Here is an 18,905-nt window from a genome sequence, read left to right as displayed (position 1 = left end):
TCGGCGAGGTCGGTGAGGCGGGTTAGGGTCGATCATCCTTGGGGAGGATGGCCGACATGGCGCGGCGGGAGCTGCTGACCGATGACGAGCGCGGGCGCCTCTTCGGCATTCCCGAGGGCGAGAGCGAACTCATCCGGCATTACACCTTGTCGCCCGCTGAGTTCGACCTTGCCGCCGATCGGCGCGGCAGTCGCAACCGTCTTGGATTTGCGGTCCAGCTTTGCCTTCTGCGCTATCCGGGGTTTGGCCTACGCGCCGGCGATGCGGTGCCCGACGCGCTCCTGACCTACCTTGCTCATCAGCTCGGGCTCTCGGCGGCAGCCTTTCGCGATTATAGCCGTCGCACCCAGACCCGGCTCGATCACGCGGGCGAACTCTTCGGCTATCTCGGCTTGCGCCCCTTCATCCGTGCCGATGTGCCGCTCGCTCTCGATCTCGCCGCCGCAGCCGCGTGGTCGACCGACAAGGGCGAACCGATCGCTCACGGGATTGTCGAAGGTCTGCGTTCCGCCAAAATCATCCTTCCCGCCCCCGACACGATCGAACGAGCCGGATTGGCCGGGCGGGCTCGCGCTCGACGGAAAGCCGCGGAAGCTCTCGTTGCTCCATTGGCGCCCGAGCAACTCGGCCGCCTCGATGCTCTGCTGGTCAACGATGCCGCGCTGAACTCGACCCGGTTTGCCTGGCTGCGCGACATCCCGGAGTCGCCCTCGACGACGAACATCAACGACCTTCTGGATCGCTTGGCCTTCGTGCGCGGCATCGGCATCTCCGCCGATGACGTCATGTCCGCGGTTCACGAGCACCGCTTCCGGCAGTTCGTGCGCGAAGGCGCGGTGGCGCCGGCGTTCCTGCTCTCCGACTACTCCGCAAACCGACGCCGGGCGACCCTCATTGCGAGCCTGATCGACCTCGAGATGCGACTGGCGGATGCCGCGATCGACATGTTCGACAAGCTCGTCGGATCCCTCTTCAGCCGCGCCCGGCGCGGTCAGGAACGGCGCTACCAGGCAACGACCCGTGACGTCGGCCAGCTCATGCGCCTGTTTGGCCGCACGATCGCGGCGTTGTCGGAAGCGCGCGAGGGCGATACCGACGCTCTCGCCGTGATCGACGAGACGGTCGGCTGGCATCGGCTCCTCGCCGCCAAGCCCCAGATCGATGCGCTGGCCGAACTGGCCGACGAAGACATGCTGGCGGCCGCGACCGAACGTTACGGCACGATCCGCCGTTTCGCGCCGGCGTTCCTCGAGGCGTTCGCTTTCCGCGCCGCTGGAGGCGGAGCTTCCCTCCTGCGGGCGGTCGAGATTTTGCGCGAGCTCAACCGGCGTGGCCGGCGCGATGTGCCGGACGATGCGCCGCTGCCGTTCAAAAACAGGCAATGGAAGCGGCTCGTGCGCCAGGGTAACGGCCGGATCGACCGCCGGCTCTATGAGACCGCCGTGCTCTCGACGCTGCGCGACCGGCTGCGGGCAGGCGACGTCTGGATCGAGTGCTCGCGGAACTATCGGCGCTTCGACGCTTATCTGCTCTCGAAGCGGGCAGCGGTCGAAATCGCCACCGGATTACCGATCGGTGTTGCCGCGGACGCCTACATTGCAAGTCGCGCCCGCGTTTTGGATTGGCGATTGAAGCGCTTCTCTGCGCTGCTGCGGCAGGACAAGCTGGAAGGCGTGTCGATGGTGCGCGGCAAGCTGAAGGTGAAGCCGCTGCCGCCGGCGACGCCACCCGAGGCCGACATGCTCGACCGCAAGCTCGACGCGCTCTTGCCACGCGTGCGCATCACCGATCTGCTGCGCGAGGTTGCGGCTCGGACGGGGTTCCTGTCGGCTTTCCGCGATCTGCGCAGCGGCAAGATCCACGACAACCCGAACGCCGTGCTCGCCACTGTCCTGGCCGACGGCACCAATCTTGGCCTCGAGCGCATGGCGAACGCCAGCCAAGGCGTCAGCTACGCCCAGCTCGCCTGGACCCACAACTGGTATCTTTCGGAAGAAAACTATCGCGCCGCGCTCGCCATGATCGTCGATGCTCATCACCGGCTGCCATTCGCGCGTCACTGGGGCGACGGCACGGCCTCTTCCTCCGACGGGCAGTTCTTCCGGGCTGGCCGCGAGCGCGCGGGCGCGGCCGAAGTGAACGCCAAGTATGGCGGCGAGCCGGGGGTGAAGATCTACACCCACCTCTCCGACCACTTCGCTTCGTTCCATTCCCGCGTCATCTCGGCGACGGCCGGCGAAGCGCCCTATGTCTTGGACGGCCTGCTGCTGCATGGCAGCGCATTGGCCCCGCAAGTGCATTACACCGACACCGGCGGCGCGACGGACCACGTCTTCGCGCTGTGCCACCTGCTCGGTTTGCGGTTCGTGCCGCGGCTTCGTGATCTCGCCGATCGCCGGCTCGGCACGATCGAGCCGGCTTCAGGATACAAGGGCCTGGAAGCTCTGATCGGGCGACCGATCCGCACCGAGGTCATCTCCGAGAACTGGGACGACATCGTCCGCCTCGCCGCATCGATCAAGGCCGGCGCGGTGGCGCCTTCGACTATGCTGAAGAAGCTTGGAGCTTATAAGCGTCAGAACCGCCTGGACTTCGCGCTCGGCGAGATCGGGCGCATCGAGCGCACGCTGTTCACGCTCGACTGGCTGGAACATCCGTCGCAGCGTCGGGTGTGCCAGGCCGGACTGAACAAGGGCGAGGCCCGCCACGCCCTGGCGCAGGCCGTCTATGCCCATCGCCAGGGTCGCTTCTCGGACCGAACCCTGGAGAACCAGGCCCATCGGGCCTCGGGGCTGAACCTCGTCATCGCCGCGATCGCCTACTGGAACACCCTGTATCTCGAACGCGCCGTCGATCATCTGCGCAGCCGAGGCGAAGCCGTCTCCGAAGCCTTGCTCACCCATGTCTCTCCGATGGGCTGGGCTCATGTCGGCCTGACAGGCGACTACCTGTGGGAACGGCCCGACGACATCGCCCCGAACACCTATCGTTCGCTCAACGATCCGACAGCGCGGCTGCGGCAGGCAGCATGAGCCATGTTCATGCTTCGTCCAGCTTAGCGCGGTTTAGCGTACAAACCTTGAGGTGCCCCCATGTGCGGATGTTCCGCTTCCACAACGGCGTGGCCCGGCTCCTGGTCCCGGATAATCTCAAGGCCGGGGTCCACAAGGCATCGTTCTACGACCCTGAGCTCAATCGTAGCTACGGCATGATGGCGTCGCATTACGGTGTCGGCGTGCTGCCGACGCGCCCTCGCAAGCCGAGGGACAAGGCGATGGTCGAAGCCGGGGTGCGTCTGGCCCAGACCTACATCCTCGGCCGACTGCGGAACATGACGTTCTTCTCGCTCGACGAAGCCAACCAGGCGATCCTGGGGATGCTGGAGCGGCTGAACGGGAAGGTCATGCGTCATCTTGGCGTCAGCCGCCGCCACCTGTTCGAGACCATCGAGCGCCCGGCACTGGCGCCCCTGCCAGAGGAAGATTACGAGTTCGCCGAGTGGAAGCTGGTGCGGGTGAACCTCGACTACCACGTCGAGTTCGACGCCTTCTTCTACTCGGTGCCGCATGCGTTGATCCGGGAGCAGGTCGATCTGCGTGCGACCGCGCGTACCATCGAGGTCTTCCATCGGGGTCAGCGCGTCGCAGCTCACCAGCGCCGTTATGGCGGTTCTCCCAGGCACGGCACCGTGACGGACCATATGCCGCGCTCGCACCGGTTCAGGGCCGAGTGGACCCCGGAGCGCTTCCAGCGGTGGGGGCGCTCGATCGGGCCGGAAACGGAAGGGTTGATCCTCGCGATCCTCGCCCGTGGAAAGCATCCGGAGCAGGGCTTCCGCTCCTGCCTTGGCGTGCTGCGGCTCTATCGCGACCTTGACCCCGGCTATGCCGAGAAGGTCTCGGCCCGCGCGCTTGCCATCGGCGCGCTCTCCTACAAGGCCATCTCCTCCATCATCGCCAACCGCATGGTGAGCCCGGTCGCCACCGGCAACACGACGGTGATCGACCATCGCAACCTGCGTGGTCCGGGCTACTTCCACTGACCAACCGGAAAGAGAGAAATCTGATGTTGAAGCATCCGACCCTGGACCTGCTGCAATCCCTCGGCCTTGCCGGCATGGCCGCGGCCTTCCGGGACCTTCAGGCTCAACCTGAAGCCCGCAGCCTCGACCATGCCGAATGGCTGGCGTTACTGCTCGATCACGAAGTGACCGCCAGGAACCAGAGGCGCTTCGAGACCCGCACCCGCGCCGCGAAACTGCGCGTCGCCGCCAGCATCGAGGACGTCAACTATCACGCCGTCCGCGGTCTCGACCGGGCCATGTTCCTCAAGCTCGCCTCCTGCGACTGGATCCGGGCTCATCATGATCTTCTCGTCACCGGGCCGACCGGGCTGGGCAAAAGCTGGCTTGTCTGCGCCCTCGGCCAGAAGGCCTGCCGGGACGATATCTCCGTCTCCTATCGCCGGATGCCGCGCCTCCTCGCCGACCTCGCGCTCGCGCGCGGCACCGGCCGGCATGCCCGCAACCTGCTACGCCCGCTCACCCGCGTCGACCTCCTCATCCTGGACGACTGGGGCCCAGAAAGCCTGACCGCCGAGCAGCGCCGGGACTTCATGGAGATCATCGAGGAGCGGCACAACTGCCGCTCCACCATCATCACGAGCCAGCTCCCCGTGGATCGCTGGTACGACCTGATCGGGGATCCCACCTTGGCCGATGCGATCTTGGACAGACTCGTTCACAACGCCTATCGCATCGAGCTTGCCGGCGAGAGCCTCCGTAAAAAACGGCCTCAGGATGGGGCCGTGACAGCCCCAGCTTGACCGATCTTCACCTCCAACCCATCATCCCCTCTGACCCGAAGGAATAACCTCGCAGGTGGGCGGCTTCAGATCGGAATCCCCGGGCGGCTTCAGATTGGACCAACCGGGCGACTTCATATCGGAATAGGTGGGCGGCCTCGTCGGAATCCGCAGTTAGATTGCGGACATCGTGGAATTTTACGTAGGATTGGAGACATCCGCGCGCGCCTTGGGTCGCTAGACCGACATGTCCAGCCTACTCAAGTTCGGCAATTGCTTTCAGCATGAATTCAATTTTTAGCGCCGCGAAACCCGCGCGCGTTGCTTCCATCGCCAGCCCTTTTTCAACACTATGACAAGCAGAGGTCAGCGCAGCAGCCAGAGCTACCGGATCGGGATTGGGTTGGATTGCGCTGGAATGCTTGCCAAATTTTTCGAGATCGTACATGTAATTGCGCTTAGAGACCTCGGCGCGGCCCTCGTAATCGTTCGCCATATCATATTCCTATCGCTGGATTCGTGGCAGCTTGCGCCCGATTTTATTGTTTCGCGCTGGCGAATACTTTATCTTGGGCGCGATCAGCAGCTCAGCCGTAGCCTCTTAGAGCTTCGGATCCAGCGCGTCCCGTAGCCCATCGCCAATAAAGTTGAAGCTCGTAACTGCGAGCGTGATTGCGGCGCCCGGGATGATCGCAAGCCAGGGCGCGCTGGTGAGGTAGCTCTGCGCGCTTTCGAGCATATTGCCCCAGCTCGGCGTCGGCGGCTGGATGCCGAAGCCGAGGAAGGAGATGTAGCTCTCAGCCAGGATCGCATGGGCAACGTTGAGCGTGGCGGCGACCACGATCGGCGCGACGGCGTTGGGCAGAAGCTCGCGCAGCATAATGCGCCCGCTGCTGGCGCCGAAGGAGATGGCGGCCTGAGCGAACTCACGGGTCTTGAGGGATCGGATCTGAGCTTCGACGACCCGAGCGACCTCCATCCAAGAGGTCATCGCGATCAGCATGACGATGGAAGGCACCGAAGGCGAGATCAGCGCGGAGATGGCGAGCAGCAGGAAGATGGATGGGAAGCAGAGCATCGCATCGACGAAGCGCATCAGCGCCGCGCCGACCGCCCCTTCGTAGAAGCCCGCCACCATGCCGACGACGATTCCGATCACCATGGCGATGATCATGGCGGAGAAACCAACAGCCAGCGAAATACGCCCGGCCATCAACAACCGCGCCAGGATATCGCGGCCAAGGGGATCGGTTCCCAGGATATGCGGGCCAGAAAACGGAGCCGCAAAGCGGGAACGGATGTCGATGAACGTGTCCGTGTAGGGCAGCAGCATCGGCCCAAAAACGCAGGCGAGCGTCAGCAGCACGATGGTGATAGTGCCGAAAACGGCCAGCTTGTGACGGCGAAAGCGCCGCAGGCCAGGGTTGTTCCAGAAACCCGGAGCCGGCCCGTGCAGGGCCTCGCTCGTGAATGGCGCATCGCTCATCAGTGGCTCCCCGAGATACGCGGGTCCGCGACACCGTACAGAAGGTCGGCGATCAGGGATCCGAGGAGAACGAGGACGGCCGAGAACATGAGGATTCCCATGACGACCGGATAATCGCGATAGCTGATCGAATCGAGGAACAGGCGGCCCATCCCGGGCCAGGTGAAGACAGTTTCCGTCACCAGGGCACCAGACAGCAATGTCGGTATCTGCAGACCCGTGATGGTGATCATCGGCAGCAACGCGTTGCGCAGCGCGTGGCGCAGCAGGATCTGCCTTTCCGGCACGCCCTTGGCGCGGGCCGTGCGGATATAGTCCTGATTGATGACGTCCAGCATCGACGAGCGCATGTAGCGACTCCAGACCGCGGTCGAGACCAGGGCCAGCACGATGCAGGGCCCGATCAGGTGGTGCAGCTGGTTGAGCAGAGAGCCGTCGTCGACCGTGTAGCGATTGCCGGCGGGCAACCAGCCGAGCCCGACCGAGAAGACATAGATCACGACGAGGCCGAACCAGAAGGTCGGGATCGACAGCGCGACCATCGCTCCGACGGTCGCGAACGCGTCGAACAGCGAATAGCGCCTGATCGCCCCGAGAATGCCGACCCAGGCGCCGATCACCATGGCGAGCAGCGTCGAGGTCAGCATCAGCTCGAACGTCGCTCCCAGATGGGAGGCGATGACGTGTAGGACAGGCTGCTGGTCGCGGTAGGAGCGGCCCCAATCACCGCTCAGCATGCGCCAGAGCCATTCCGCATATTGCAGCGGCAGAGGGCGATTGAGGCCGAGCTGTTCCGCGATGCGGTCGAGATCGGCCTGGGTCATGTCTCCGCCCGCAGCGAACTGGGAAAGCGGGCCGCCTGGAGCCAGATGCAGGATCGCAAAGCCGATCATCGAAACGATGAACAGCAGCAACAGCGATTGTCCTAACCGGCGGATAAGGAAGCCGATCAAGACGCCGCTCTCCAGGTCGCAATCATAGGTTCACTCAGCTCGCTTCACGCCACTTGCTTCACTTGGTCCGTCCTTGGCCCATCACTTGGCCCAGTACCAGCTGCCCATGTTCCAGGCATTCTGGCGCTGGTTGATGTTGGGGCGATAGCCGATGAGGCCTTCCTTGACGCCCTCGATCGGCGCGTATTGGAAGATCGGGAGGATCGGCAGCTCCTCGCGGACAATCTCCTGCAGCTTCCAGTAGATCGCCTTGCGCTTCTCCTGATCGAAGGTCTCCTGCCCCTGCTTCATCAGGGCGTCGGCCTCGGCGTTTTCCCACTGCATGTAGTTGCCGCCGCTGCCGCCCTTGACCGGGATCGCGTCGGAGGCAAAGCGCGAGGCCGGATCAGGGTCGACGCCGGTCCGGAAGGTCGTACCGACCAGCAGGGATTCGAATTTCGAGCGCACGTAGAACTCGCCCCAGATCACGGCCGCCGGCATGTTGTTGATCGTCATCTTGGCGCCGATCTGCTGCCAGTCCTGTTGCATCAGTTGTTGGCATTGTTCGCGTAGCTGGTTGCCCGTCGTCGTGGAGACGGCGAATTCGAGCGGCACGCCGTTCTTCATGCGCGTGCCCGAGCCGGAGCGCTTCCAGCCTGCATCGTCGAGCAGCTTGTTGGCCCGGTCGAGGTCTCGCTTCTGGGCCGGGAGATTAGGGTTGAAAGCCCAGGATTCCCGCGGCGCGAAAGACTCCGTCGGTTTCGGGACGCCGTAGTAGATCGCGTCGATGATGGCCTGCTTGTCCATGGCAGCGTAGAGCGCATGGCGCACGGCCTTCTCGGCAAAAACCTTGTTGCCGAGATTCGGCATGATGATCTCGAGATTTCCGCTGGGCGCGACCACGACCTTGCGGCCGGGGAGCTTGATGGCTTCCTGATAGAAATTCGCCGGAATGCCCGAGATGATCACGATATCGACCTGCCCGGTCCGGAACTGCGCATAGAGCGCCGTCATGTCGGGCACGTATTTCAGGACGGCCTTCTCCAGATAGGGGCCGTCGCCGTGATAGCCCTCATAGGCGAGGAGTGTGATGTTGTCTCCCGGCGTGCGCGTGCCCCAGCGGAAAGGGCCTGTGCCGACCGGGGCGTTGTTGAACGGCGCCGTGTTCGGGTCGCCGGCCTTGCCGAGGATGTGCTTCGGAACGATGTGCGTGTTGGCGAGCATCGCCAGATAGGGCGCATAAGCCTTCTCCATCCGCCATGCGATCTCGTGAGGCCCCTTGACCGCGATGTCCTTGACGAAGGCGTGCCCCACACGCGTACGCGCCTTGAAGCCCGCGGCGTTGATCAGTTCCAGCGAGTATTTGACGTCTTCGGCAGTGAAAGGCGTGCCGTCATGCCATTTGACGTCGTTACGCAGTTTGACGGTCCAGGCCAGACCGCCCTCGGCGATGCCGCCATTGGCCTCGCTGGGGACTTCGACCGCAAGATCCGGCTTCAGGCTGCCATTCGGCTCCGCGACCCAGAGCGAGTTGAAGACGCTCGTCCAGACGACTTCGTCGACTTCGACGCCCGGCATCAGCGGATTGAACGAGACCGGCTCCTGGGACAGGCCGACCACCACGACGCCCGTCGGCTTCGCGGGCGGGGGCGGGCTCGCCTTGCCGGCCGTCTGGGCCTGGGCGCCGGACCTGAAGGAGGCTGCTGCGACGGCTCCCGCCCCCAGCCCGAACAGATCGCGGCGATTGAGACCAACCTGCGAGAACAGCCGGCCGAAGCGATTTCTATCCACGTTCCATCTCCCCTCAACGAAGCTCCCGAGCCGCTCAACGGACTGAAAAGGGAGCGACATAATAATGAACGCCACAGTCAGCCTTGTGTCTCAAGGCGTGCAATTTCGTCAAAAATTTTCATTAGACGGACGTTTCGTCAAGTGGCTGATTCATGCGCAGAGTCGCGTTTCAAGGGATATTACCATCTATATATTTGATTTTACGTACAATTTTCTCGACTGAAACTAATTTCAACAAACTGATTGCGCATGCGGAGCGCTCATCATATCGTCCGACCATCTCAATCAGCCTCACGACCCCATGCCGAATGTAGCCCAGTCTTCCGAGAGCCTCGACGCTGAGTCCGAAGAGCAGTTGGAGGCCGTGAAAATCGGTCGCCGCCTGCGTGCGCTCAGGACCGAACGCAGCATGACCATCCTCGAGATGGCGGCCAAGGCCGGCGTTTCCTCGGGCAGCATCAGCCAGATCGAGCGCGGGGCTTCCAATCCATCGATCAGCACTCTGCAGAAGCTCCGCGCGGCTCTGGGCGTGACGCTGTGGTCGTTTCTCGAAAACGAGGCCGAGCCTCCCCGCGAGAACCGCTATGTCCGCCACCCCGGCGAGCGCCCGAAGATCGTGGTCGGCGGCAGCCATTTCACCAAGGAGCTGCTTTCGCCGCGCGACAACAACCAGCTCCGCTTCATGATCCTGACGATCCCACCAGGCGCGCAAAGCGCCGATGTCCTGACCGGACCCGGGGACAAGGCGGGCTATGTGATGTCGGGGCATGTCGAGTTGGCGGTCGGGGACGAAGTCTTCCAGATCGCGGAAGGCGACAGCTTCCAGTTCCCGAGCACGATCCCTCACCACCTCGTCAATCGCTCCGAGCGCGAAGCGAGACTCATATGGATCATCAACATCCGGGAATCGCACCTTTAGGGCGATAGCGTCGGGCCGGCGTGAGCCTGCCCATCATTCCAAACCGTCACGAGGAACTATGATTACGCGTCACGAAGTCACCGGCCGCCTCAGCAAGGTGCTGGTCGCGAACGGGTTCGCTTTCCTATCCGGCCTGACCGCCAAGGACCGCAGCGGCGGCGTCAAGGAGCAGACCGCTGACATCCTCGCCCAGATCGACAGCTACCTGGCCATGGCCGGCACCGACAAGACCCGCATCGTCGTCGGAAACATCTGGCTGAAGGATGTCGGCACCTTCAACGAAATGAACGCAGCCTGGGAAGCCTGGGTCGATCCGAAGCAGCCGCCGGCGCGGGCGACCGTCGAATCCCGTCTCGCAGCCGACGACATCCTCGTCGAAATCCAGGTTCAGGCGCTGGTCTGAGTCTTGCGGCCTCCGCGGCGGCTCTCGCTGCGGAGGCCATCAAACTTCGGTTCTGTTCCGCCATTCCGGTGCAATCCATGTCGCAGCCATCCCTCCCCTCGGTTTCTCCCGGTGATCCTTCCTGGTGGTTCAGCGATGCGCTCCGCGCCGAAGGCAACGAAAAGCCCTCGCCTTCGTTATCCGGCCAGATCACGGTCGACGTCGCGATCGTCGGCGGCGGCTTTACGGGGCTTTGGACGGCTCTAGCATTGCGTGAGCGGGCCCCGCAGCTCTCGATCGCCTTGATCGAGGCCTCGCTCTGCGGCTCCGGCGCGAGCGGAAAGAACGGCGGCAAGGTTCACGGTTATTGGGCGTCGCTTGCCGGCATGGCAGCCAATATCGGACCCGACGGTGCGCTCGCCGTGGCGCGGGCAGGAACGCGCGCCCAGGATGCCATACGAGCCTTCGCCACCGCTCCCGGCCGCGACGTCTGGTGGCGCGAAGCCGGCAATGTCCGCGTTTCAGCAGCGCCAGCGCAGGATGCCAAGATCAAGGTCTATTCCGATACGGCCAAGCGCCTCGGCGTACCGGACAGCGCGCAGGCGCTGACGCCGGAGCAGGTCGCCGATCATTGCCGTTCGCCAGTGTTCCGTGGCGGCTTGTATCTGCCCGAGGGCGCCAATGTGCATCCCGCCCGGTTGGCGCGGGCCCTACGGAAGGCCGCCATCGAGGCCGGCGTCGCGATCTATGAAAAAACGCCGATGAGCGGGCTTGCGACGGGTTCTCCCAACCGCATCTCGACGCCCTCCGGCGAAATCATTGCCCGCGAGGTCGTGCTCGCGACCAATATCGAACTAGCGAAACGCCCCGAAGTCAGCCCGCACGTCAGTGTGTTTTCGTCCTACGCCCTGATGACGGAACCGGCTCCCGAGAAATTGGCCGCCATGGGCTGGAACCACGACGAGGGGCTCGCGGATCTCCGCATGTTCGTCCATTATTTTCGCAAGACCGTGGACGGCCGCGTCCTGATGGGTTCAGGCTCCGGGCCCATCAGCTTCGGTGGTAATACGAGCGATCCCGCACTGACTATGGATCGCGCTTCGGCAGCCCGGGCAGAAAAGGGGCTGCGCAGGCTTCTGCCTGCCTTCGCGGATGTCGCGATCGAGAAGATCTGGGGCGGAGGCATCGATATTTCCTCGGATCGGCTGCCCTTCTTCCGCACCCTGCCCGGCACGCGCGTCCACTACGGTGCCGGCTATTCCGGCCACGGCGTCAACCCGACCTATATGGGCGGCCAGTGCCTCGCCTCGCTGGTTCTCGGCGCGAAGGACGAATGGTCGACGCTGCCGCTGTGCACGCGTGAGGTGCCGAAGCTGCCGCCGGAGCCGTTCCGGGCCATCGGCGGCAGACTCGTGCGCTGGGGCATCATCGGCTGCGAGGAGGCCGAGGAGAAAGGTGAGCAGGCCGGGCCCCTCATGCGCGCCGCAGCAGCTATCCCGAAGGTTTTTGGCTTGAGAATCGGGACACGCTGAACCGAAATGACAATCGAATACTGAAGAGATTGATGCGTCGCTCGCGCCTCCGAGCCTAGGATCTTGCGAGCAGGCAAACTGGGTGAGCACTGCAGCTTCAGCGGGCAGGCCTCCCAGGCGAGCTTGCTGGGCGCGGCAGCGCATCATACCCTCGGCGTCGATGAGCGGGCGCTCAGTTCGATAGGCCTTCGGGCGCGGTCGCAACCCCTACCCGGCCGGGCAGGTGTGATCGTGTTGTCGAACACCGTCGACGGATCACTCGCAGCGCTAAAGCGAAATTTCGCAGAAGATGCTGTTGCTGAGGGCGTTCCTGCGCAGCCCAACGCCCAAACCCGGCGCGTCAAGCACGTGAAGATAGCCATTCTTTACGCGCGGCTCGATCGGGTCTTCGAGAACGTCCACATGCCCTGGAATCCGGCTCCAATAAGGGAAATGCTCCTGGATGTAGAAATTTGGCAGCGTGGCTGAAAGATGCATGCCGACGGCGGTGGAGAGCGCGCTCGCGCAAATATGGGGCTGCACCTTCACGCTGTAGGCTTCCGCCATCGCCGCGATCTTGCGCGCCTCCATCAGGCCGCCGGTATTGCCGATATCGGGCTGCAGGATGTCGGCAGCGCGGCTTTCCAGGATGTCGCGGAAGCCGTATCGCGAATAGATGCGCTCGCCGACCGCGATCCGCTGGGAAATGCCGCGCGCGATCTTCGCCAATGCACCGAGATCGCCCGGCACCGCCGGTTCCTCGACATAGGTGATGTCCTGCGCTTCGATCTCGCGACAGAAGCGAATGGTGTCGTCCGGAGTGAGGCCCGCTGAAAGATCCAGCATCAATTCCACCTGCGGCCCCACGGCCTCGCGGATCGCCTTCACGATGCCGACGGCTCGCTGCACGACGGAGCGGTCGCTGGCGGCACGAAAGGAGGGATGGCGCAGTCGCCCTTCGGGCATGATCAGCGCGAGCGGATAGAACTTCAGCGCGTCAAAGCCGTCCTCAACCGCCTTCGCGGCAGCAGCCGGCAGATCTTCGTCGCGCGTGCAGCCGAAATACCAGCCGTTGCAGTAGGTCCGCAAACGGTCGTGGACGCGTCCGCCGAGAAGTTCGTAGACGGGAATGTTCAGCGATCTCGCCTTGATGTCGAGCAGGGCCTGCTCGATCGCGCTCATGGCGGAGTAGATGATCGGGCCGCCGCCCTTGGCCCAGAAGCCATGATCATAAATCTCGCTCCACAGCGCCTCGATGCGCAGCGGGTCGATGCCAATCATGTATCGTTCGACGATATCCTTCAGCATGCCGGCGGCACCGGTGCCGCCGATACCGTAGGCGACACAGGCCTCGCCCAGCCCGGTGATGCCGACGTCGGTCTCGAGCTCGAGCAGGACCGGCCGGATGCCGCCGCTCTCGATGAGGTAGATGCGAGCGGATGTGAGCTTCATCGGCGGATCCTAGCAGGGCGTTGGCGCGCCGCGTGGCGGCGCAACCAGGGCAACGGGGTAACCGGCGCTTTGTCAGGCTAGGCGTCGATGGAAATCGCATGACGCCGCGGCAAGATCCGGCTTCCTATGATCGGGAATTTCCCATGAACGTGCCGCCAACACGAGCCAACTCAGCCCAAGAGGAGGCCCGCACCGCGGAGTTGCGTTTTGATGTCATCGAGCGACCCCTCGTATTCCCAGGTCTGAACGGTGTCGTGAGGGCATTCGATGAAAATATACTTGTCCGTAAAGGACAGGATCCTGTCCAATTTGATGACCTTTTCGACGAAATCGGCGGGCGCAGGATCACTGACGATCATTTGGCGGTTTTCGTCGTAACCATGGAACACCTTCTCGGCTCTAATGCGTGCCGTGATATACATCTTGTGTCCTCCCAAAACTCTGATGCTGTGGCCGGAAGAGGGATTCTTCCAGCTGTTCCCCCACCTGAGGGTGGCGTTGGCGAATGCGCGCGATGTCGCTCTGGAATTCCCGCAGCATCCAGTCGCAGACCTCGGACACGACTTGCGAATGCGGGCGTTTCGGCAAAACCAGGTCGCACCGGCGTCCGGTGGCGATGACCTGCGGCAGCGCCGGTACCAGCGCGCCGGAGGCGAGAAGCCCGGACACCACGTTGAACCAGCCGACCGCCATGCCCTGTCCGACCAAGGCCGCCTGCACCACTAGGCTATAGTCGGTCAGCAGGATCTCGTTCCCTCGGCCTCCGGCGAAATCGGACGCGAAGAGCTGGTGCCACTGAAACTGCGAACCGCTGAGCGAGATCATCCGAGCCGCCGCGGGCAGGAGATTATCCGCCTCGGTGCGAGCGCCCTCATAGAGCTCGGCGCAAACCGGCAACAGAAGTTCGCGCATCAGCGGATAGACCCGGGTGTTCGCTTCCGCCTGCGGATCAAAGCGCATCGCAATGTCGACGCCGTCGACAGGTCCTTCCAGCGGGCCGTTGATCAGTTGGAAATGGATTTCCTCTCTCGGAAAGCAGGTCTGGAACCGGGCCAGACGCGGCATGAACCAATGGGTTGCGAAGCCCGCGGATACCGACAGCACGATCGGCCGGCGCAGCGACCGGCGGCGCTCGACGAGATCGGCGACGGTTCTCTCGATGTCGCCGAAGCTCTGGGAAATCCCGGAGAACAGGTTGTTGCCGTCGCTGGTCAGGACGGCGCCTCTCGGCGTCCTGTGAAACAAGGGAATGCCGAGATGGCATTCCAGCCGGGCGATGGTTCGGCTGACCGCGGGGCTCGTCACGCCGAGTTCCTTCGCCGCCTTGGCGAACGTGCCGCAGCGGACGGCGGCCTCGAACGCAACCAGCGCATTGAGGGAGGGGAGCAGTCGCCTGAGCTGGGACATTACAGGATGTAACCCCCGCGTTGATAATTTATCGGATTGCCGGAACCGGCCCAATGCTCGACTTGTCCGGACAGCGCCTGTGTCGATGGCGCGCCCGCGACCACAATCGAAAGGCCGAAGCCATGTCGTTCGCTGACTTCAAGGTGCTGACATTCGACATCGTCGGAACATGCATCGATTTCGAGAAGGGCGTTCTCGATGGATTTCGCGCCGCCGGAGGGGCAGCGGCAGCCCAGTTGACGGAGGACGAGATCTTCGCGGCCTACCTCGCCGCCCGCGAGCAGTTTCCCGGCCCCGCCAGCGCCGTCATGCGCGATGTCTATCTCACGGCGGCCCGCAAGCTCGGCCTGTCGGCCGACGATGCCGCGGGCGATCGCTTCTTTCGTCTGTTTTTCACCGCTCCGGCTTTTCCGGACTCCGCCGAGGCGCTCAAGCGGCTGCGGCGCAAGTTCCGCCTGGTCGCGATGACGAACTACGACCAGGTCGCCTACACCAACTGCGCCAACAAGCTGGGCCTGCCGTTCCACGACAGCGTCACGCTCGACGAGGTTGGATTTGCGAAGCCCGATCCGCGCTTCTTCTTTTACAATCTCGGCCGGCAGTCCGCGCACGGTTTCAAGCAGGACGAGATCCTGCACGTCGCGCAGAGCCAGTATCACGACATCGGCGTCGCGCGGGAACTCGGATACAAGGTCTGCTGGATCGAACGCCGCAAGGGTTTCAAGGGCTTCGGCGGCACTCCCGTTCCGAAGGCGGTCACCAAGCCCGACTTCCATTTCGCGTCGCTGGGCGAACTGGCCGATGCGGTGGAGCGCGGGTGACGCCGGGCCTTTGTAATCCATCGGAGCAACGGCCATGTCCGACCTGACGCTTCCGCCGTCGCTCTGGCGGGAGACCGCGATCGCGGCCTCCCCATCCCATGCGCTCGCAGGTGCCGCGACGGCCGACGTCGCCATCATCGGGGCCGGGTATACCGGTCTCTGCGCCGCGCTGCGCGCGATCGAGAGAGGCCTCAAGCCGGCCCTGATCGAACCGGGCGAAGTCGGCTTCGGTGCCTCCGGGCGCAACGGCGGGGTCGTCTCGACCAAGTATCGCGTTTCCCTAAGCGACATGGCCAGGCACCACAGCGTCGACCTCGCGAAGCGCATGAACCGTCTGGCGCATGACGCCATGGACTGCGTCGAGCGCAATGTCGCAGAGCATGCGATCCACGCCGCCGGATTTGCGATGGCCGGCAATCTGCGCTGTGCCCACAACGCCAACGCCCTGATGGGTCTCTCCGACGAAGCCAGGATCGCCATGGAGACTTTCGGCGATACGAGCCTGCAGATCCTCGATGCCGCGCAGACCCGGGACGAAACTGGGAGCAGCGCTTTCGTCGGCGGGGTGCTGAACAAGCATGCCGGCGTCATCCACCCGCTCAACTACGCCCGTGGTTTGGCGCGCGCCGTCCGCGACGGCGGCGGCCAGATCTTCGAACGCTCGCTGGCCGAGCGTGTCGACCAGGGACCGGCGGGGGTCGAGATCGTCACCGGGCAGGGCGTGCTCCGCGCGGAGCGCTTGATCATCGCCACCAACGGCTATTCCGACCTGTCCCCGGCGACCTCCGGCGTCAGAAAATCGGTGATCCCGTTCCGGAGCGCGATGGTCGCGACCGAAGCACTTCCGGCCGAGATCTTCGCGACGCTGATGCGGGGCGGCCGAAGCTACAGCGAGACGCGACGGATGATGCGCTGGTTTCGCCGGATCGACGACCGCATGCTCTTCGGCGGTCGCGGCGCATTCGGCAAGGCCGATTCCGCCGCCGCCTTCGCTGCGCTCGAAGCTGCGATGAAGGAGATCTTCCCTCAGCTCGCCGGCGCCAGGGTGACCCATCGCTGGTCGGGCCTCGTCGCCATGACGATGGATAGCCTGCCCCAGATCGGCCTGGCGAACGACAGGACCGCCTTCGCGCTCGGCTACAACGGCGCCGGGATCGCGATGGCGAGCTTTCTCGGCCGATGCGCGCTCGACATCCTGCTCGGCGACCAGGCCGATCTCGGCCTGATGCGACGGAAGCGCCCGGAGCCGATCCCGTTCTACTTCATGCGCGAGCCGGCCGTTCGCACGGTCGCCGGCTGGTACCAGTTCCTCGACCGGATCGGCCGCTAGCAACGGGGGAGGGTAGCGCTTCATAGCGCACTGCAGATCCGCAGGGCATCCAGCATCGCCGAATGGATGTTGCGGCTTGCTACGGCATCGCCGATCCGGTGCAGCTCGAAACCCTTAGCCGATTTGCGCGGCTGCGGCGCGGCCTTCACCATCGCTTCGAGATCGCTGACGCCCTCGTTGCTGGAGCCCGCCCGCAGCTGGTCGTAGACCTCTGCCATGGGAATGCTGCCCTGTTCGACCACGACATGGTCGACCATGACGGTCGTGACGTCCCGCGAGAGGTCGTTGACGAGCCGGGCGAGCAACCGGTTGTCGCGGCGCTCGACCGAAACCAGGCGCGTCTCCGGGATCGGCTGGATCCCGTGTTTGAGGAAAACCTGCTTCCAGCGGATGCGCTCCGAATAGGTCAGTTCCTCGGCGATCACGGCATCGATGGAGGCATAGCTGACTCGGGCGCCCGCCTCGACCGCCCGTTCTGCCGCCAGAGGGCCCGGGTGCCGGCCGGTCCCGTCGAAGATCAGCACATCGCCCGACAGGGCGACCTGCCCGGTCAGGACATCCCAGCTGTTGGTGCATAACTCCGCACCTTCGCCGATATCGACCAGCGGCAATCCGCCGGTCGCCATGATCACGACATCGGGCTCCAACCCGGCGATGTCTTGTTCATCCATATAGGCGTTGGTGTGCAGGCTGGCGCCCAGGCGGGCGAGTTCGGCCACGCGCCACTCGACGATGCCCTTTAGATCGCGTCGCCACGATCCGGTGGCGCCCAGCAGGATCTGGCCGCCGAATTCCGCCGCGGCCTCGTAGAGCGAAACCTCGTGGCCACGCTCCGCGCTGACCCTGGCCGCCTCCAGGCCGGCCGGGCCTCCGCCGATCACGACGACCTTCCGCGCCGGTCCCTGCGCCTTCGGGATTTCATGCTTCAGCGTGAGTTCGCGACCCGTGACGGGATTGTGCAGGCAGGAAGGCCGGTGCTGTGACTGGCAATGCGTGGCGCCGACGCAGGGCCTGATCTCGCTTTCTCTCCCGCTCGCTAGCTTGGCGACGATATAGGGGTCCGCGATCTGCGCCCGCGTCATTCCCGCCATATCGACCTTGCCCTCGCGCACCGCGTAGCGAGCGGAGGACAGGTCGGCGATCCTGGCGGCATGGAAGACGGGCAGAGCGACCTCGTGCCGGAACACGCCCACCGGCTCGACCCAAGGTGCGAGCGGCGTGCCCATTCCCGGCATGTTGTATTTCGCCAGAGCCGGCACGTTCTCCATCGACCCGTAGATCGCGTTGAAAAAGTCGACGGCGCCGGCTTCCTTCAGGATCAGGGCGATGCGAATGCCCTCCTCGAGGCGCAGGGCGCTGTCCGGCCCCTCGTCGATCGTGAACCGCATCCCGACGAGGAAGCTGTCGCCAACGGCCTTTCGGATCGCCTCGTGGACCATCAGGGCGAAGCGGCAGCGGTTCTCCCGCGATCCGCCGAAGCGGTCGGTGCGCCGGTTCGTGTCCGGCGAGAGAAACTGACCGATCAGATGCCCGCCTGCCATCGTCTCGATGCCGTCGAGGCCGCCCTCCTTGCAACGCAGCGCAGCCGCGGCGAAGGCCTTCACTACCCGGTCGATATCGTGCTCGTCCATCTCCTTGGGGATGCTGCGATGCGCAGTCTCCCGGATGGGCGAGGGGCCGATCGTCGGCAGTCGGTCGCCGCCATAGGGATCGCCGCGCCGGCCCAGATGGGAGATCTGGCACATCAGGGCGGCCCCCTGCGCATGCATCCTGTCGGCGAACCGCTGCAGGTGCGGGATGATCGCGTCTGTGCCGACGTTGAGCTGGCGGAAGATGTTGGGAGAATCGATGTCGACATTGGAGGAGCCGCCGAACATCGAGAGTCCGATGCCCCCTTTGGCCTTCGCCTCGTGATAGCCCTGATAGGCATCGTCGGGCATGCCGTTCTGCTCCAGTCCGCAGGCATGGCTAGTGCTCATGATCCGGTTGCGGAGCGTCACATGCTTGATCGTCAGCGGTTGCAGCAGGGGATCTTTCGCTGTGATCGCGGGGTCGGGTTGGTACATGGTTG

At 64.2% G+C, this 18,905-nt stretch carries 16 protein-coding genes; 8 read left to right on the top strand and 8 right to left on the bottom strand.

The window, feature by feature from the left end; translation table 11 throughout:
* Positions 1–56 precede the first annotated feature (56 nt).
* The 3 genes from WFK61_RS21850 to istB all read left to right on the top strand — a co-directional run bounded on the left by WFK61_RS21850 (position 57) and on the right by istB (position 4,824).
* Positions 57–3,032 (top strand): Tn3 family transposase, encoded by a 2,976-nt coding sequence (locus WFK61_RS21850; RefSeq protein WP_066733572.1) that lies wholly within the window; start codon positions 57–59, stop codon positions 3,030–3,032.
* A 68-nt stretch (positions 3,033–3,100) separates the two neighbouring features.
* On the top strand, positions 3,101–4,042 hold the full coding sequence (locus WFK61_RS21845) for a Mu transposase domain-containing protein (protein ID WP_336814173.1): 942 nt from the start codon (positions 3,101–3,103) through the stop codon (positions 4,040–4,042).
* Between the two features lie 23 nt (positions 4,043–4,065).
* Positions 4,066–4,824 (top strand): IS21-like element helper ATPase IstB, encoded by a 759-nt coding sequence (gene istB / locus WFK61_RS21840; protein WP_336814172.1) that lies wholly within the window; start codon positions 4,066–4,068, stop codon positions 4,822–4,824.
* Positions 4,825–5,059: 235 nt separating this feature from the next.
* Here istB and WFK61_RS21835 read toward each other — a convergent pair whose 3' ends face one another.
* From WFK61_RS21835 to WFK61_RS21820, 4 genes are all read right to left on the bottom strand, one after another.
* Complete coding sequence (locus WFK61_RS21835) at positions 5,060–5,299, bottom strand: hypothetical protein (RefSeq protein ID WP_336814171.1); 240 nt, start codon at positions 5,297–5,299, stop codon at positions 5,060–5,062.
* Positions 5,300–5,404: 105 nt separating this feature from the next.
* Positions 5,405–6,289 carry an ABC transporter permease gene (locus tag WFK61_RS21830; RefSeq protein ID WP_336814170.1) on the bottom strand — a complete coding sequence of 295 codons (885 nt, stop codon included), beginning with the start codon at positions 6,287–6,289 and terminating at the stop codon, positions 5,405–5,407.
* Entirely contained in the window at positions 6,289–7,242 is a 954-nt protein-coding gene (locus tag WFK61_RS21825; RefSeq protein ID WP_336814169.1) for an ABC transporter permease, read from the bottom strand. Before WFK61_RS21825 ends, WFK61_RS21830 begins: the two co-directional genes overlap by 1 nt.
* Positions 7,243–7,323: 81 nt before the next feature.
* Complete coding sequence (locus WFK61_RS21820; RefSeq protein WP_336814168.1) at positions 7,324–9,012, bottom strand: peptide ABC transporter substrate-binding protein; 1,689 nt, start codon at positions 9,010–9,012, stop codon at positions 7,324–7,326.
* Between the two features lie 301 nt (positions 9,013–9,313).
* Here WFK61_RS21820 and WFK61_RS21815 point away from each other — a divergent pair, with 301 nt between their 5' ends.
* The 3 genes from WFK61_RS21815 to WFK61_RS21805 all read left to right on the top strand — a co-directional run bounded on the left by WFK61_RS21815 (position 9,314) and on the right by WFK61_RS21805 (position 11,845).
* The gene (locus WFK61_RS21815) at positions 9,314–9,931 is read left to right on the top strand and encodes a helix-turn-helix domain-containing protein (RefSeq protein ID WP_336814167.1); all 618 of its coding nucleotides are present in this window, start codon (positions 9,314–9,316) and stop codon (positions 9,929–9,931) included.
* 58 nt (positions 9,932–9,989) lie between these two features.
* Positions 9,990–10,334 carry a RidA family protein gene (locus WFK61_RS21810; RefSeq protein ID WP_336814166.1) on the top strand — a complete coding sequence of 115 codons (345 nt, stop codon included), beginning with the start codon at positions 9,990–9,992 and terminating at the stop codon, positions 10,332–10,334.
* 77 nt (positions 10,335–10,411) lie between these two features.
* Complete coding sequence (locus WFK61_RS21805; RefSeq protein WP_336814165.1) at positions 10,412–11,845, top strand: NAD(P)/FAD-dependent oxidoreductase; 1,434 nt, start codon at positions 10,412–10,414, stop codon at positions 11,843–11,845.
* 267 nt (positions 11,846–12,112) lie between these two features.
* Here WFK61_RS21805 and WFK61_RS21800 read toward each other — a convergent pair whose 3' ends face one another.
* The 3 genes from WFK61_RS21800 to WFK61_RS21790 all read right to left on the bottom strand — a co-directional run bounded on the left by WFK61_RS21800 (position 12,113) and on the right by WFK61_RS21790 (position 14,683).
* Positions 12,113–13,276 (bottom strand): mandelate racemase/muconate lactonizing enzyme family protein, encoded by a 1,164-nt coding sequence (locus WFK61_RS21800; protein ID WP_336814164.1) that lies wholly within the window; start codon positions 13,274–13,276, stop codon positions 12,113–12,115.
* A 170-nt stretch (positions 13,277–13,446) separates the two neighbouring features.
* A complete protein-coding gene (locus WFK61_RS21795) occupies positions 13,447–13,698 on the bottom strand; it encodes a hypothetical protein (protein ID WP_336814163.1) in 252 nt (83 codons plus the stop codon).
* Positions 13,676–14,683: a LysR family transcriptional regulator gene (locus WFK61_RS21790; RefSeq protein WP_336814162.1), complete on the bottom strand. Its 1,008-nt coding sequence runs from the start codon at positions 14,681–14,683 to the stop codon at positions 13,676–13,678. The genes WFK61_RS21795 and WFK61_RS21790 overlap by 23 nt, the downstream gene beginning before the upstream one ends.
* Before the next feature lie 122 nt (positions 14,684–14,805).
* On the opposite strand from WFK61_RS21790, the gene WFK61_RS21785 reads away from it, so the two are divergent.
* Together WFK61_RS21785 and WFK61_RS21780 are read left to right on the top strand one after the other, a co-directional pair.
* On the top strand, positions 14,806–15,504 hold the full coding sequence (locus WFK61_RS21785) for an HAD-IA family hydrolase (RefSeq protein WP_336814192.1): 699 nt from the start codon (positions 14,806–14,808) through the stop codon (positions 15,502–15,504).
* A gap of 34 nt (positions 15,505–15,538) precedes the next feature.
* Positions 15,539–16,834: an NAD(P)/FAD-dependent oxidoreductase gene (locus WFK61_RS21780; RefSeq protein ID WP_336814161.1), complete on the top strand. Its 1,296-nt coding sequence runs from the start codon at positions 15,539–15,541 to the stop codon at positions 16,832–16,834.
* A gap of 20 nt (positions 16,835–16,854) precedes the next feature.
* Here WFK61_RS21780 and WFK61_RS21775 read toward each other — a convergent pair whose 3' ends face one another.
* Positions 16,855–18,900 carry an NADH:flavin oxidoreductase gene (locus WFK61_RS21775; RefSeq protein WP_336814160.1) on the bottom strand — a complete coding sequence of 682 codons (2,046 nt, stop codon included), beginning with the start codon at positions 18,898–18,900 and terminating at the stop codon, positions 16,855–16,857.
* Positions 18,901–18,905: the final 5 nt, after the last annotated feature.

Source organism: Allobosea sp. MMO-172 (assembly GCF_037147855.1).
GTDB lineage: Bacteria > Pseudomonadota > Alphaproteobacteria > Rhizobiales > Beijerinckiaceae > Allobosea.
This window is presented reverse-complemented; position numbering and strand designations above follow the sequence as displayed.

Bases quoted from the DNA above. Each gene is read 5' to 3' on its own strand.
- WFK61_RS21795 (WP_336814163.1), bottom strand. From the start codon at position 13,698: ATGTATATCACGGCACGCATTAGAGCCGAGAAGGTGTTCCATGGTTAC.
- WFK61_RS21800 (WP_336814164.1), bottom strand. From the start codon at position 13,276: ATGAAGCTCACATCCGCTCGCATCTACCTCATCGAGAGCGGCGGCATC.
- WFK61_RS21775 (WP_336814160.1), bottom strand. From the start codon at position 18,900: ATGTACCAACCCGACCCCGCGATCACAGCGAAAGATCCCCTGCTGCAA.
- WFK61_RS21780 (WP_336814161.1), top strand. From the start codon at position 15,539: ATGTCCGACCTGACGCTTCCGCCGTCGCTCTGGCGGGAGACCGCGATC.
- WFK61_RS21850 (WP_066733572.1), top strand. From the start codon at position 57: ATGGCGCGGCGGGAGCTGCTGACCGATGACGAGCGCGGGCGCCTCTTC.
- WFK61_RS21835 (WP_336814171.1), bottom strand. From the start codon at position 5,299: ATGGCGAACGATTACGAGGGCCGCGCCGAGGTCTCTAAGCGCAATTAC.
- WFK61_RS21805 (WP_336814165.1), top strand. From the start codon at position 10,412: ATGTCGCAGCCATCCCTCCCCTCGGTTTCTCCCGGTGATCCTTCCTGG.
- WFK61_RS21790 (WP_336814162.1), bottom strand. From the start codon at position 14,683: ATGTCCCAGCTCAGGCGACTGCTCCCCTCCCTCAATGCGCTGGTTGCG.
- WFK61_RS21845 (WP_336814173.1), top strand. From the start codon at position 3,101: ATGTTCCGCTTCCACAACGGCGTGGCCCGGCTCCTGGTCCCGGATAAT.
- WFK61_RS21810 (WP_336814166.1), top strand. From the start codon at position 9,990: ATGATTACGCGTCACGAAGTCACCGGCCGCCTCAGCAAGGTGCTGGTC.
- istB (WP_336814172.1), top strand. From the start codon at position 4,066: ATGTTGAAGCATCCGACCCTGGACCTGCTGCAATCCCTCGGCCTTGCC.
- WFK61_RS21815 (WP_336814167.1), top strand. From the start codon at position 9,314: ATGCCGAATGTAGCCCAGTCTTCCGAGAGCCTCGACGCTGAGTCCGAA.
- WFK61_RS21785 (WP_336814192.1), top strand. From the start codon at position 14,806: ATGTCGTTCGCTGACTTCAAGGTGCTGACATTCGACATCGTCGGAACA.
- WFK61_RS21830 (WP_336814170.1), bottom strand. From the start codon at position 6,289: ATGAGCGATGCGCCATTCACGAGCGAGGCCCTGCACGGGCCGGCTCCG.